The sequence below is a fragment of the Sphingomonas sp. Leaf62 genome, assembly GCF_001421915.1.
GTDB lineage: Bacteria > Pseudomonadota > Alphaproteobacteria > Sphingomonadales > Sphingomonadaceae > Sphingomonas.
Map to the genome: position 1 here is coordinate 455,921 of NZ_LMLN01000030.1, position 15,423 is coordinate 471,343.

4 protein-coding genes are annotated in these 15,423 nt (G+C 64.9%); 2 read left to right on the forward strand and 2 right to left on the reverse strand.

The features are described from left to right. The first annotated feature begins 108 nt into the window (after positions 1-108). A complete protein-coding gene (mutS, locus tag ASE91_RS17465) occupies positions 109-2,679 on the forward strand; it encodes a DNA mismatch repair protein MutS (protein WP_056628474.1) in 2,571 nt (856 codons plus the stop codon). 458 nt (positions 2,680-3,137) lie between these two features. Then, on the forward strand, positions 3,138-3,434 hold the full coding sequence (locus ASE91_RS17470; RefSeq protein ID WP_156357902.1) for a hypothetical protein: 297 nt from the start codon (positions 3,138-3,140) through the stop codon (positions 3,432-3,434). Positions 3,435-3,467: 33 nt separating this feature from the next. Here the strand turns inward: ASE91_RS17470 and ASE91_RS17475 are convergent, their stop codons facing one another. Further along, positions 3,468-4,112, reverse strand: coding sequence for a hypothetical protein (locus ASE91_RS17475; protein WP_056628481.1), 645 nt, complete (start codon positions 4,110-4,112; stop codon positions 3,468-3,470). Beyond that, the gene (locus ASE91_RS17480) at positions 4,109-15,373 is read right to left on the reverse strand and encodes a LysM peptidoglycan-binding domain-containing protein (RefSeq protein ID WP_056628487.1); all 11,265 of its coding nucleotides are present in this window, start codon (positions 15,371-15,373) and stop codon (positions 4,109-4,111) included. The genes ASE91_RS17475 and ASE91_RS17480 overlap by 4 nt, the downstream gene beginning before the upstream one ends. Positions 15,374-15,423 lie beyond the last annotated feature (50 nt).

Sequence of the window (15,423 nt, forward strand, 5' to 3'; positions counted from 1 at the left end):
GGTCGGTGCCGAACCGCTTTGACCCGCTTGCGCGGGGCACCGGCCGGACGGTATCGCCGCGCGATGGCAACCAAGGCTCGGGCGGACGATTCCCCCGCCCCCACCCCGATGATGCAGCAATATCTGGCGTTGAAGGCGGAGGCCGACGACTGCCTGCTCTTTTACCGGATGGGCGATTTCTTCGAACTGTTTCACGACGATGCGAAGATCGCCGCAGCCTGCCTCGACATCGCGCTGACCGCGCGGGGCGAGCATGAGGGCGCGAAGATCCCGATGTGCGGCGTGCCCATCCATGCCGCAGAAGGCTATCTGGCGCGGCTGATCAAGGCGGGACACCGCGTCGCCATCGCCGAACAGGTCGAAAGCCCCGAAGAAGCGAAACGCGCGCGCGGTTCCAAGGCGTTGGTGGCGCGCGCGATCGTCCGAGTGGTGACGGCGGGGACGCTGACCGAGGAAGCACTGCTCGACGCGCGCGCCGCCAACTGGTGCGTCGGCATCGGCGAGGCGGCAGGCGGGGTCGCCATCGCCGCCGCCGACGTGTCGACCGGACGGTTCGAGGTGATCGAAACCGACGCCGCCGGCCTGACCGCCACGCTCGCGAGGTTGCAGCCGGTCGAGGTGGTCGCGGCCGAGACCAGCGCCTTTGCCGAGGTCGCGACGTTGCTGCGCGCCAAGGCCGATTTCGACAGTGCGGCCGGCGAGGCGCGGTTGAAGGCGCTGCACGGTGTCGCCACGCTGGACGGGTTCGGGCAGTTTTCGCGCGCGGCACTGGCGGCGGCGGGCGGGCTGATCGCGTATCTAGACCATAATGCGCGCGGGCAGATGCCGTTCCTGCGCCCGCCGGTCTGCGCTGCCGATGGCCAGTGCATGGCGATCGATGCGGCGACGCGCGAGAGCCTCGAACTGACCCGCACCGCCGCCGGGGCGCGGGCGGGGAGCCTGCTCGCCGAAGTCGACCGGACGGTGACCGGCCCGGGCGCGCGGATGCTGGCGGGGGATATCGCCGCGCCGCTGATGGACCGGGCGGCGATCGAGGGCCGCCATGCGGCGATCGGCTGGGCGCATGACGATCCGGGCCTTCGCGACGAACTGCGCACGACGCTGCGCGCGCTGCCCGATATCGGGCGGGCGCTGGGGCGGATCGCGGCGGGGCGCGGGTCGCCCCGTGATCTCGGCCAGTTGCGCGACGGGTTGGGCGCGGCGTGGGCCCTCGGCCAACGGCTCGACAAGCTGGCGGAGGTACCGCCGCTGATCGCCGGACTGGCGCCGCGGCTGCGCGGGCATGGCGAACTGATCGACCTGCTGACGCGCGGGCTGGTACCGATGCCGCCGATCGATGCCAGCGCGGGCGGCTATATCGCCAGCGGATTCGACGCCGCACTCGATGCGCTGCGCGATACGGGGGCGGGCGGGCGGCGGGCGATCGCCGCGCTGGAGGCGCAGTATCGCGAGCGTACCGGAACGCCCACCCTCAAGATCCGGCACAACGGCGTGCTCGGCTATCATGTCGAGGTGCCGGCACGCGCCGCCGACAAGCTGATGGCGGCCGACAGCGGCTTCACCCATCGCCAGACGCTGGCCGGCGTCGTTCGCTTCAACGCGCCCGACCTGCACGAAGCAGCGCTGAAGGTGACGCAGGCCGGTGCCCACGCGCTCGCCGCCGAAGCCGCGCATCTGGAGGCGTTCACCGAGGCTGCGCTGGCGAACCGGGAAGCCGTCGCCGCGACCGCCGATGCGCTCGCGCGGATCGACGTGACGACCGCGCTGGCCGAACGCGCGGCGGAGGGCGGCTGGGCGCGGCCGGTGCTGGTCGATCATGCCTGTCTGGAGATCGTCGGCGGGCGGCATCCGGTGGTCGAAAGCGCAGTGGCGAAGAGCGGCGGACGGTTCGTCGCCAATGACTGCCGCCTGTCGGAACGCTCGCGGCTATGGCTGGTCACGGGGCCGAACATGGGCGGCAAGTCGACCTTCCTGCGACAGAATGCGCTGATCGTCGTGCTGGCGCAGGCGGGCAGTTTCGTGCCGGCAACCTCGGCGACGCTGGGGCTGGTCGACCGGTTGTTCAGCCGCGTCGGCGCGTCGGACAATCTGGCGCGCGGGCGATCGACCTTCATGGTCGAGATGGTCGAGACGGCCGCGATCCTCGCGCAGGCGACGCCGCGATCGTTCGTCATCCTCGACGAGGTCGGGCGCGGCACCTCGACCTATGACGGCCTCGCCATCGCGTGGGCAGTGGTCGAGGCGATCCATGAGGACAATCGCTGCCGCTGCCTGTTCGCGACGCATTATCATGAGCTTACCCGGCTGGCGGAACGTTGCGACGCGCTGTCGCTCCACCATGTCCGCGCGCGCGAATGGAAGGGCGATCTGGTCCTCCTCCACGAACTGGCCGACGGCCCGGCCGACCGCAGCTACGGCATCGCCGTCGCGCGCCTCGCGGGCCTGCCCCCCGCAACGCTGCACCGCGCCAAGGCGGTGCTGGCGAAGCTGGAAGCCGGCAAGGCCAAGACCGGCGGGATCGCCGCCGGACTGGACGACCTGCCCCTGTTCGCTGCGGTGGCGGCGGTGGAGGAAGTGCCGGTCGATGCGCTGCGCGAGACGCTGGGCGGGATGGACGTGGATGCGATGTCGCCACGGGAGGCGATGGAGGCGTTGTATCGGCTGAAGGAGTTGGTTTGATAGTGGAATAGAACAGCAGTCTATTACTATATCAGGACCGGTAAACCGACGCCGCCAAGAACATCTGCGCCGCGCTCGGCTTGGTTGCGCGGCGGCCGATGGCGTCGAAATAGCTGTCGGATGCGCTGCCGTTATTGCCGACATAGCCCATCTCGCGGCCGCCATGGCGGTACCAGATTTCGTGGGGGTCGCCGGTGGTGCGTTGGTGTCCGCCTCGTCGCGCTTGATGACCTGCCCGGCGAGATCGTTGACGACGGTCACCGTGCGCGAACGATCACCGCCGATCGACACCATATCGAGCTGGCTGACGCCGCTATAGGTATAGCTGGTGTAGGCGGCGTTGGCGTTCGTCTTGGTGGTGACGGTACCGGTCAGCTGCGCCGCGTCGCGCCATTCATAGCTGTTGGTGGTGGTCGTCGTCGTGCTGCTGCCGCCAGCGCGACGGCGGAACGCGCGAGATGCTCGACATGCGCCACCTTGCAGACCGGCATCTTCGGTCGGGGTGGATGCGGACCATTCATAGCGCGCAAGGGGGAATGTGCGATGGGGTATGGACGCACCTGGAGGCGTCCAGGGCGAACACCCTCGATTCGCGCTCCGTCTATGTCGCGATCAGTCGCACCCGACACGGTGCGGCCGTCTATACCGACAGCCGTGCCAGCCTCACCGGAGCCCTCGGCATCCGTGACGGCGCGCAGGTGGGCTCCATCGACGAAACCACAACGCGCGAGGCCGGCATTGATCTTGGCGAATGAAATTGCGGACTGGCAGCCATCGTCATCGTAAGGTCAAGTCGTCGTCCCTGCCGCAGCTTCCAAGAACGCACGACCCGTTCCTGCCTCGACTGCCGTCGCTAGGTCGCGACCAAAAGCACGCATGGCCGCCTCCCATTCGGGCATCGGCGCCAGCGTAGGTAGCGGACAGAGTTGCGTCCGCTCACAGAAATTGAGTGCCTCGGCATCACGGCCAAGCCAGGCATTCAAAATCGCGAGCATTGCCATGTTGTTGGTCGTATCTGGCATTGCCGAAGCCTCTGCCTCACACAGCCCTAGGATTTTAGCGATATCCAGAGGCTTGCGAATGTCGGGCTGAAACTGGTGCTCCATTGCAGAAACCGTAGACGCAAACTTGCGCTCATGCCAGCGGTACTCGATCTCGCGATGCTTAACATCGAGAACTTGAGGCAGCATCCGTATATGTGTTTCCGGTAGCACTAGCGAACTGATCCCATGCGTGGGCCGATAGGCAGCCGATCGCATCTTTTGAAACCAGATCATCTGTTGAATTGGGCCTTCGCGACGGATGAAGGCTGTTCCATCAACAAACATCACCCACTCGGGGAAACTGGCCGCATATTCTGCAACGACCTCCTTCAGCTCCGCCTTGGTGATCGGTGTATATTTTTTCAACAAAGCACTTTGCTTGTCGGTCATGGTTTCACCATCAGGATTGGAACGTTGGCACCGTTGGGGATACCGTTCTGGATTTGTGTGATACGTCCTCGTGAAAGCGTGGCATTGCCGAACTTATAATCCCATACCCCCGTCGGGCGGGCAAGTGGCCCCTCGACCACATCAAGCCGGATTGAGCCACTGGTGCTCATGCCTGACATCCACGGGCTACCACCTACATATCGCGCTTCAGCAGTCAGACCACGATCGCCGAACATACGTTGATAACGGTTCAGTACATCTTCAGCATAACCATGCTTTGCCGTTCCAGCGGCAGGTCCATTGCCCAGTCCATTTCGAATACCCCAATTGTCCGCGCGAGTGGCAATGCTCTGCACCAGATCGCCACTTGTGGCATATGGGCTGAACCCAAGACCGCGCGTGCCTGCACTCTCTGCAGCAGATACCCTTCCTAAACTTTTCCCGGACGAAGCTATTGCGCCTACACTACCCGTAACAGCGGCGCCGGCAACATAAGTGGTGATGCCCCTGACACTGCCCTCGTCAAACATTTGCCTCAATGGCTCGAGCGCGCCACGCACCAACAACATTGGATCGTTGGTTACCGCCTGCTTGAATCGTACAGTTTGCGCCAACCGATCCGCGCCTGCCTGACCCCCACGCAGAAGGTCAGACACGTATAGTCCAGCCGCGACCGGCGTCATGACGAGGTCCTTGAGACCACCCACGACATCCGTACCAAGATTAACAATACCGCTGACCAGCGTTGTTATCGCATTTTCGCGTAGCAACGTATTATATTGTGCGGGGCTGCCGTAATCATACCAAACAGGATCCTGATTTGGCAAACCTTCGTAGCGTCCAAATTGCATCCGCCCGGCGGCATCTTTTTGGAAATAGGGTTCAAAATAGTTAACATACTCGACGACACCGACTGCTTTTCCACTCGTCGGCCCACCTTGATATGTTGGCAAATATTCTCCAGTAACTGTTCCGGTCGGTGTAGTACCGGGCTTACCATTGGTAATATTTATTGCTGTTGCATTGACACCCACCGGAATTGCCGCCGCCTGCGACATCGCTGTTGTCAGATTTTGTGGCTGGGCTGGCGAACTAGGGCCGCCACCAGTTACATTGTCATTTGCAAGGAGTGGTCCCATGTCGATCGGGAGACGCGGGGACACCGCATCTGCAATCCCTCTCGTCACCAATCGCCCGATGGTCGCGCCGATCACATCGGGCAGCACCGCCATGATATTGTCGCCGAAGCTGGTGCCCGTCAGGATGCTGCGGGTTGCCGCGCCCGCGACGCCGGACGCATAACCGGCGAGTTCCTGACGCCACGCCGCCGTACTGCTACCGGCGACTGCTTGACCAATCCCGGCAGTTACGCCCGCTGCGGCTAATCCGGCCCAGTCGAACCGGCTCTGCTGCTTCGTTGCGATCGCAACGCCCTGCATCACCGCGTTGCCAACTACGCCGCGCACGGCCGCACCGCCGACACCGCTGCCCAGCGGAAGCGCCCCCAAGCTACCGCCGACCGCGGCACTCAGGCCGGCCATGGCGACGCCGCCCCAGCTGAACTTGTCCTGCAATCCTATGCCGATGGCGAGCCCCTGGCTCGCCGCCGAGCCTGCCATCGCTCCGGCGACGCCGGCCGCGATGGTACCGGTCAGGCCCAGCGCGGTGCCACTCGACGCAGCGAACGTCGCCAAACTCCCGGTACCAAGCGCGCCAAACGACCCGGCGAACGACGCACCCGTCGCGAGCGCGCCGATACCGGCCGTGGCCACCGCGGCGACGGCGATCGCAACCGCGGCAAGCAGAATGCGCCCGAACCCGCCGCACTTGTTGCTCTTCGCCTTCGGGTTCGGGTTCAGATCGCCGAGGACATCCGTTGGATCATAGGGCCGGTACGTATCTGCATTGTACGTCGAGCGGACCACGCCCGCCGGGATCGTCAGGACCTGACCGGCCACCAGCGCGCTGTCGGCACCCAGCCCGTTAGCTGTCGCGAGCTTGTACCAGAGCGATGCATCGCCCCAGACCTGATCGGCGATGCCGCTGAGCGTATCCCCGGCCTGCACCGTATAGCTGCGCCCGGCGCTGCCGGTCTCATAGCTGTTGATGCGATCGATCGTCTCGGCGAAATCGCTTCCGTGCGACTGGCCGCCAAGGGGGGAGAAGGTCGAGGTTTCGCTCGGCTTGGTTGCGCGGCGGCCGATGGATTCGAAATAACTGTCGGAGGCGCTGCCGTTATTGCCGACATAGCCCATCTCGCGGCCACCATGGCGGTACCAGATTTCGTGGGGGTCGCCGGTGGTGGCGTTGCTGTCCGCCTCGTCACGCTTGATGACCTGCCCGGCGAGATCGTTGACGAAGGTCACCGTGCGCGCACGATCACCGCCGATCGATACCATATCGAGCTGGCCGACGCCGCTATAGGTATAGCTGGTGTAGGCGGTGTTGGCGTTCGTCTTGGTAGTGACGGTACCGATCAGCTGCGCCGCGTCGCGCCATTCGTAGCTGTTGGTGGTGGTCGTCGTCGTACTGCTGCCACCGTTGACGGTCGTGGTTGCCGTGACCTTCTTTACCGCGCCGAGTGCATAGTCGGTGCCGGTGCCATAGTCGGTGCTCGTCCTGGTGTTTATCGTGTCCGTGCCCTGCTTGGTCACGGTCGTTTCAGCGACGATCTGGCCCCGGCCACTGCCGTCGTAGGTAACGATCCGGTCGTAGACCGCCTCATTACCGCCGCGCCGGTCAGTCTGACGGGTCAGCCGGCCCAGTACATCATATTCGTAGCCGGCCGCTCCGACCGTCGTAAAAATCTCGTCCGGCGTGACCGTCCCGTCCTCATTTTCGTAATAGCCGGTCTGTTCGGACAGGACGGTCGAAACCTGTCCATCATTGCGCCAAGAATAGGTTTCGCGCCGTTCCGCCGCATACGCGACGCGGATGATCCGGTCGCCACCGGGCAACGCGGCGGCGCGGATTGCGCGGGGGTCATTACCGCCGCCGTAGTTTGGGTCGCGGACAAAGGCATAGCCGGTGAAGCTGGTCAGCGCCATCGCCCGGCTGCCATCGACGCGATAGGTAATTTCCGTGCCGCTGCCGCGTTCGATGCCGCTCGCACCCATGCGACCACCGTCCAGCGTCACCCGGTTCATCGCATCGTAACGGAACCAGCGTTCCTCGGTTTTGGTCGACGCGACGCCTCCGAACTGGTTCAGCGTCGCGCGCGTCGCGATCGTCTGCAGGATGTTGCCGTTCCGGTCGTAGGCCCAGCCCATCGATGCAGCGGGCAGCGCATCACTGGTATCCGCCCAACTGCGCATCCGGTTCTGCATGTCGAAGATCGCTTCCGACCGACGGTACACCACATTGTCGCGGGTGAAGGTCTCGGTCAGCCGATTGCCGACCTGATCATAGCCGAAGGTGGCGACGGAGCGGACGGTGCCCGACCCCATGTCGCTGGTCTGCGTGGCGAGCAGGCCGGTGTTGAGCCACGCGAAGGTCTGCGTCTCGAGACCGATGATCGTCGCCACCCGTCCGGCCTGATCATAGCTGGTAGTCGCGACGTTGCCGCCCATGTCGGTGCGCGACGTCAGGCGGCCGAACGTGTCCTTGGACTCGATCGTCTGCTTGCTGTTGGAGAAGGTGGTGGTTTGCCGCCAGCCGCCGGTGACGCCCAGACCGCTGTTGATGGCGCTATCCCACGCATAGGCGTTGGTCGTCACTTCCCCGCCAAAGGCGCGGCTGGTCGTGACCCGTCCGGCCACATCGTAATCGGTGGTCTCGCGGTCGGTCGTGGCGCGGCCGGTCTGGCTGTGCGTCAGGCGGCGACCGAGCGAGTCATAGGTATAGCTGTGGGCGATGTCGCGGCTGTCGACGTTGCTGGTGTTCAGCAACCGCCCGAGCTTGTCATAGCTCATATAGGTCGCGCGGCCGAGTTCGTCGGTCCGTTTCACCAGATTCCCGGCATCGTCGTATCGCTGAAAGACCCGGCCGCCATCGGCATGGTATTCGGCGGTGACCAGTTCGGCGGCACCGCCATAGCCCGTGCCACCCGCCAGCCGCCGGGTCGCGAGGTTGCCGTTGCCGTCCTTTGCGCCGGCCAATCGCCCCGACAGGTCATAATAGCGATATTCGAAAATGCCGGTTCCGTCGATATCGGCACCCAGCACGACCGGGCGGGCGATCGAGGTTACCCGACCCATCCGGTTATAGCCGTAATAGGTCGTGGCATCGCGCGCGTCGGTCTCGCTCGCGACTTCGCCGAACGCGGTGTAGCTGCGCGATGTGCGCAGATCGGTACCACCGGTCACGCCGCTGGCGAGTTCGCGTTGCAGGCTGTGGACGCGGGTCACCTGTCCGCGCGCGTCATATTGGGTGGCGGTCGCCACGATGCCGTTGGCGGGATCGCCGAGCGCACGTCCGTCGAGGGTCGAGATGCGCAGGACATTGCCGAGCGACAGGTTCTGGATATTGGCGCTGCCGTCGCTTGCGAGCGTCAGCGTCTGGCGGCCGGCACCGTCATACAGGAAATACCGCCACGTTCCGTCGCCGCCGGTGCTGCGCCATGCGCGTCCGGCATCGTCATATTCATGCTGCTCCTGCACCGAGTTGCCGATCGAGCGGGAGACGAGTTCGCCAAAGACGTTGTAGCTGAACGTCGTTTCCGGCGGCGCGCCGGCCGTGGTCAGGCTGGTGAAACCGGCGCTCGACTGCGTCCAGTTGGTGGCGGATATTTGTCCGCGCAATCGACCGACATTGTCGTAGCGATAGATGGCCCCTTCGCGCAGGACCGAACCGGCACTGTTGCGGCGCGAATAGGCCTCCGCGACCATGTTGCCGACGCGGTCGTAGAAATAGAAGCGCGTCGACCCCATCGCGTCGGTCATCGCGACCTTGCGACCCACCGCGTCATACCGGTTGGTGGTGACGCGATCGGTGCTGCCGACGACCCCCTCGACGGTGCGAACCAGATTGTCGTTGCCGTCGTAGTAATAGGTGACCTGCGGGATCGCTTCGTCGGTGGTGCTGTTGATGAGGTTGGGGCGCTGTTCACCGATCAGCCGGCCGATACGGTCATAGGTGTAGAGGGTGGTATCGCCGGTCGCCTCGCGCTTCGAGGTGACGAGGCCGAGACCGTTATAGCTGTAGGTGATCCGCGCATCGCCGCTGACGTCGGTCAGTGCGCCGGTCGTCGGATCGACGCTCCACGCCGCAACGTCCTTGCGCGTTTCAGTCAGGCGGCGGCCGTTGCGGTCATAGCTGAATTCGGTCACGCGGTCGTCGGCGTTGACGGTCCCCTGCGGCCGGCTGGCTTCGGTCGCATCGGTAACCGCCACGGCGTACCGGCGTTCGGCAAGCGCGTTACCCTCGGCATCGAGGGTCCATTCGGTCAGAAACCCTTCCTGATCGACCTGCGCTGTCTTGCGGCCCAGTGCGTCGTAATAGGACAGGATCGATGCGCCGGTCGCATCGGTGCTGCGCACGGCATTGCCGGCCGCATCATAGGTGACGCTCTGCGTCACCGTGCCGAAGCCGTAGACATAGGTGCCGATGGCCGCATCCCACGCACCGGTGCGGATATTGGCCATGCTGCTCGACAACCGCCGTCCGAGCACGTCGTTGGCGTAGGTCGTCTCGCGATAGTCGCCGGTCGCGGCCGGGCGGGTTTCGGTGGTCAATTGCGACGTGGTGACCGCGGTCGCATAAGCGCGGCTGCGGATCAGCCCGCCATTCTTGTCGTACGCATAGGTGACATACGCCCCCGCGGCATCGACCTCGCCATTCTTGCGGTCGAGCGCGTCGTAATAGAACCAGCTGTGACGCCCCTGGGCGTCGGTACGGCGGGTGAGATTGCCGTGACGGTCGTAGAGATATTTCTCGGTCGGCTGTGCGGTACCCGCGTTCGCGCTCGAGCCGGGCACGCCGTAATCGACGGCCATGCCACGCTTTTCGATCAGGCGGTCGAGGGCGTCATAGCTATAGTCGGTGGTCCGCTGTTCGGTCAGGCTCCACGCCTCTATCATCCGTGTACGATTGCCGCGCGCGTCATATTCGTAGTGGGTGACAACGCCGCCCGCCTCCTGTGCACCAGCGACGAGTTGAGTGTTGGGCGCACGTCCCTCGCCCGCACCATAATTGGCGTAATGTTCCAGCGGATTGATACCGGCAGCGGCGACGTCGGGATTGCTCGCCAGATAATAGCGCGTGTCGAAGTCGGCGTTCGGATTGCGGCCTTCCCGCCAACCGGAATTCTGCCAATGCGCGCGCAGCGCTATCGGATCATTGGCGATGCCGGCCAGATCGTCATAGGTATTTGCGTAATAGAACGGATCGAATTCGGAAATCTTCGATGTCTTGGCACGAGCAAAGCCGCTGGCGTCCGATGCCGTCTTCGCTACGTTCTCGGCAAATACCTGTCCACGGCGATCGTAAAAGCGGAAGGTGACGCCGCCCAGCTTGTTCGTGGCCTGCACGACTTCGCCGAAGCTGTTGTAGCGGCTGTTCTCGCTGAACCCCTCCGCATCGATCGTTCGCACGACGCGGCCGACCTTGTCGTAAACGAACTGGGTGACCGCGTCCTTCGCGTCGGCCGCGACGGTGGGCAGCGTCCCGATCGCGGCGGCGTTGCCCGCGCGCTGTTTGCGGCGGATGACGGTCGCGATCTGGTCGAACGCGGTGTAGCTGGTTTCGGTGACGTAATTTTCGGCATCGCGGACCATCACGACGCGGCCAGCGGCATCGTAATAGCTGTAGGTCGTTCCGCCGCGTTCGTCGACGATCCGCACCCGCTGTCCGAACGAGTCATAGTCGTAGGACTGGACCTGTCCCAGCGCGTTGGTGCGCGTCAGCATCCGCCCTTCGCGATCATAGGTGAAGCTGGTGGTGCTGGTTCCGTCGGGCGCGACCTGGGTCAGCAGGTTGCCGAACCCGTCATAGGTATAGCGCGTGGTCGACTGGAGACCGTCGGCATCGGCGATCCGGGTGACGACCCGGCCGGCGGCGTCGTAGCCGAGCTGGGTGCGGACCTGATCGACCGTGCCATAGGCCTCGGTCGTCGACTGGACGGTGCCGTTGACGTTGTAGGTGTAGCGGGTGACCGTGCCGGCGGCATCGGTCGTTTCGAACACGCGCCCGGCCGCGTCGTAGCTCGTGGTGGTGACGACGCTGGTGCCGGTTTGCCACGCGGCGACGCTGGCGATCGTCGTCGCATCGGTGGCGCCGGCCATCGCCGTGTCGAACCGGACGACCGCGACGACCCGCCCGCCTGCGTCGTAATCATAGCGGCTGACATAGCCCATCGGATCGACGGTGAAGCGCAGTTCGCCGCGCGCGGCATAATAGCTGCGGGTGACGCGGGTATCACCATGGCCGCCATTCGCGGTCGCCCACGCGGCCATCGTCTCGTGCGCCGGCAGGGTGGTGGTGGCGTAGCTTGCGACGAAGCGCGTCGTCTTCACGACATTGCCGCTGCCGTCATAGCCATAGCCGGTCACCGACCCGGCCGCGTCGATCGCGAAGGTCAGGTTGCCGCGGTCGTCATACACCGCGAAGCTGCGGCGATTGGCGGGGTCGTCGGTCGCGCCGACCGTGGCAAGCCCCTGTACGACCGTGGCCATGCTGTAGCTGGCGAGCGGCGCGATCGGGCGTGCATAAGCGATCGTCTGGCGGACCTTGCCGGTCGCATCGCCCGCACGTGCGCCGGCATAGACATATTCGGTGACGCGTTGGACGGTATCGACGGTGAAGCGCAGCAGCCCCTGTCCGTCATAGACGTAGCGGACGGTGCGATCGTTCGCGTTGGTGCCGACATCGGACAGCAGCGCGGTGAAACTGGCGGAGGTGCGCAGCGTATCGGTCACGCGCTTGGCGAAGCTGGTCGCCGATACGCGGTTCCCGGCGGCGTCATAGGTCGACCGGCTGAGATACCCCTCCCCGTCGAGCGCGCCGATGACGTTGCCGTCGCGGTCGTAGAAGGTGCGGCTGACACTGTCGCGCGCGGCGTCGGCGGTGGGACGGGTGACGGCGGTCGGCAGCGTCGTCTTCAGCGCATCGACTGCGACCCGGTTGGCATAGCCGGTTTCGCGCAACAGCCGGCCGGACGCGTCATAGTCATAGACGACGCTCGCCCCGGTGGCGTCGATCCGCTGCAACACGCGGCCTTCGCGGTCATAGACGACCCAGTTCCAGCGATCGGCTGCGCCCGCCGCCGGGCGGATGGTGGCGACATCGATATCGACCGCCGGATCGGCCAGCCGCGCCATCTGTTCGGCGGACAGCGCGGTGCTCCAGCCGATCGTCGCCACCAGCCGGTCGTTCTGGTCATACCGATATTCGGTCAGTTGACCGAGCGGGTCGACCTCGCCCGTCTTTCGCCCGGTCCGGTCGTAGACGACGTAGCGGTTCTGGCCGAAACTGTCGGTCGCGATGCGCACCCGGCCGGTGCGGTCGTAGCGATAGCCGGTGGTGCCGGTACCGCTATAGCTGCCCGCTTCGCTGGCCGAAACCAGATCGCCCGCGCGATTGTACGTCGATGTCTGCACCGCGCCGCTGGCCAGCGTCACGACCGTCTGCGCGCCGGCATCGTTGAACGCGATCGACGTCTGACCGCCACGCACGTCGGTCGACCCGATCATCCGACCCAGCCCGTCATAGACGAACAGTTCGCGCTGCCCGCCGGTGACGCGTTCGAGCAACCGGCCCGACGCATCGCGGACGAACACGGTTTCGGTATAGCCCTGCGTCGTCAGCGGTTCGCCACTGGCGTCCGCCGCACCGTCGCGCACGATCCGCGACACTTCGCCGCGCGCGTCATATTCGTAGCGGACGATCATCCGCGCCGATTTGGCCGACAGTCCGCTTACCCAGCTGTTCAGCGCGGCTTCGGTCATCGCCACCGACGTCGACGGGATATCGGCGGTGAAGCTGTCGGTACGGATCAGCAGCCCGTTGGCGTTGTAAGTGTAGCGCGTGACTCGCCGTTCGGCCGAGACCGTGTACCGCAGGCGATTGGCGCTGTCGTAGACGTTGTTGCTGGCCACCGTCTCGGCGGCACCTGCGGACACGGCGCTGGCGGAGGTGCGCAGCAACTGGTTCTTTGCATCATAGGTGCGGGTGACGACGTTGCCGAGCCGGTCGGTGGTGGTCAGCAGATTGCCCGCCGTGTCATACGTCATCCTGGTGATGCCGCCCGACGGATCGGTGACCGTCGCCACGTTACCGGTGCTGGTATAGCTGAACTGCGTTACCTGTTGCGCCGCGCCCGCTTCGGTCGCGGGTGCGGTGATCTTCGTCAGCAGGCGCGACGTTTCGGGCTCGTCGACCGGACCGATCAGGTTGACGCCCGCCACGATGACCCCGGCCCCGGCCGGTTCATCGGCCCCCAGCGCGACGAACAACCGGGCATAGGCGGAATCGTCGCGGGCATAGGTGCGGGTCACGAGGATCGTGGTCGCCTCGGTCGCCGACAGGCCCCGCACCGAATAGAAGCCGCCGGACAGCGGATCGACCGCTCCCGGCCCCGACAGCACCCGCGCACTGGACAGGTCGTCCGGCCCCCACGCCGACGTGGAACCGCCCAGCCCCAGATGATGGCCCTGATCGAAACCGGTCGCCTTCAACGTGATGACGAAGCTGTACGTCTCGCCCGCCTTGGCGGTGAAGGTACGTTGCAGGTTCGCGGCAGTGGATGCGGTCTTGACGGTGAATTTATACGCCGCCGCGCCGTTGATGGCGGGTTCGGTCGCGCGGTTCAGGTTGCTCGCGGTCCATTTGGTCGCGTTCATCCGGTCGAGCGACGACGCGTCGGTACTGCGAACCAGCGTCTGGCCCCCGGCGATCAGCGAGGTTCCGGCGCGGTAATTACTGCCTTCGTCGACGTAGAAATACGCGCCGCCCGATCCGGTCTTGTCATAGGTGCGCGTGATCTCGACCCGCGTGCCTTCCGTCGGCGACAGGCCGACAACGCGCCAAAAGCCGCCATTGATATGTTCGATCGTCCCCGGACCCGATACGATCCGCGCGACGGAAATGCCCGGACCACCCCAGCCGGTCTGGTCCGAATACAAACCCAAATTCTGGGTAGTGATGTCGCCAACTGCCTTCAGGCTGATGCCGAAGGTCATCGTTTCCCCGGCGGTAACGGGAAAACCTTGTGAGATACCAGCCCATTGACCGCCAGTCTGGACCGTATAGCGCGTGGCCGCCGCACCATTGATGGTGTCGGCTTGCCGGGTCAGATTGCCGCTGTCCCACGTTCCGCCGGCAAGCGCGAAGTCGCCGCCTGCGAAATCCAGCCGCGTCATCTGCCCCGCCGGATCGATGATGGTGGTATTGTCCGCGTTATAGCTCAATCGCGTCACGCGCGTTGCCGAACCGTCGACAGTCTGCGTGACCGCGGTAACCCGCCGGTACTTGTCGTATTCGAAATCGACGCGCGTGCCGTCGGTCTGCGCGACCGACGCGATCAGGCGGGTATCGCCGATATAGGTATAGGCGCTGCCATAGCTCTTGCCGTCGGCGACGCTGTTGTCGGCCGGGGTCAGATCGACGGTCGCGTTACCCAACCGGCCGAGGCTGTCATAGGCGTAGCGGGTGCGCGTCTGCATCCGCTCGACTCCGCCCTGCATCGTGAAGGTGCGGATATCGGTGATCGCATTGCCGCTGTATCCATATTGGATGCGTTCGCCGTTGGCGGTGCGCAGGTCGGTCAGCTTGCCATCGGCATAGGCGAAGGTGAGCGCATTGCCGCTCGGATCGCGCTGTTCGGAAATGTAGCTGTGGTTGCGGTAGTTATAGCCATAGGTTTCGACGACCTGGCTGTCGCCATCGGTCCATTTCCAGCCATCGGCGGTGCTGTAGGTGATCGTGTCGTGTGCGCCCGCGCCATCGGTGGTGCGATAGGCGGTGCCGTTCCAGACATAGGTGAACACCGAACCGTCGGCGGAAGCGCGCTTCACGGTCGAGCCGAAGGTGTTGACCGTTCCGGTCAGCCCGTACAGGCTGCGATCGGTGCTCTGGCGCCAATTATCTCCATTTTCGTCGGAAAGATCGCCCTGACTGTTATAGGTCCGGCTGATCGCCGCATCGGGGCCACGCCCGAGCAGCAATTCGTCCTGCTGCATCAGCATCAGATTGCCGTTGGCGGCGTTCAGCAACAGCTGTTCGCCCGAGCGGCCGAGCGCCGCCTGCCCCAGCGTTCCCGCCCCGCCCAGCACATTGCCCGAACCGCGCTCGAACCCCGTTCCCGCGCCCGTGAAAATGGCCACCATGGTCGCAAATCCCCCAAGAAAATGGGCAGCCGGCGCGTGGGCCAACCGCT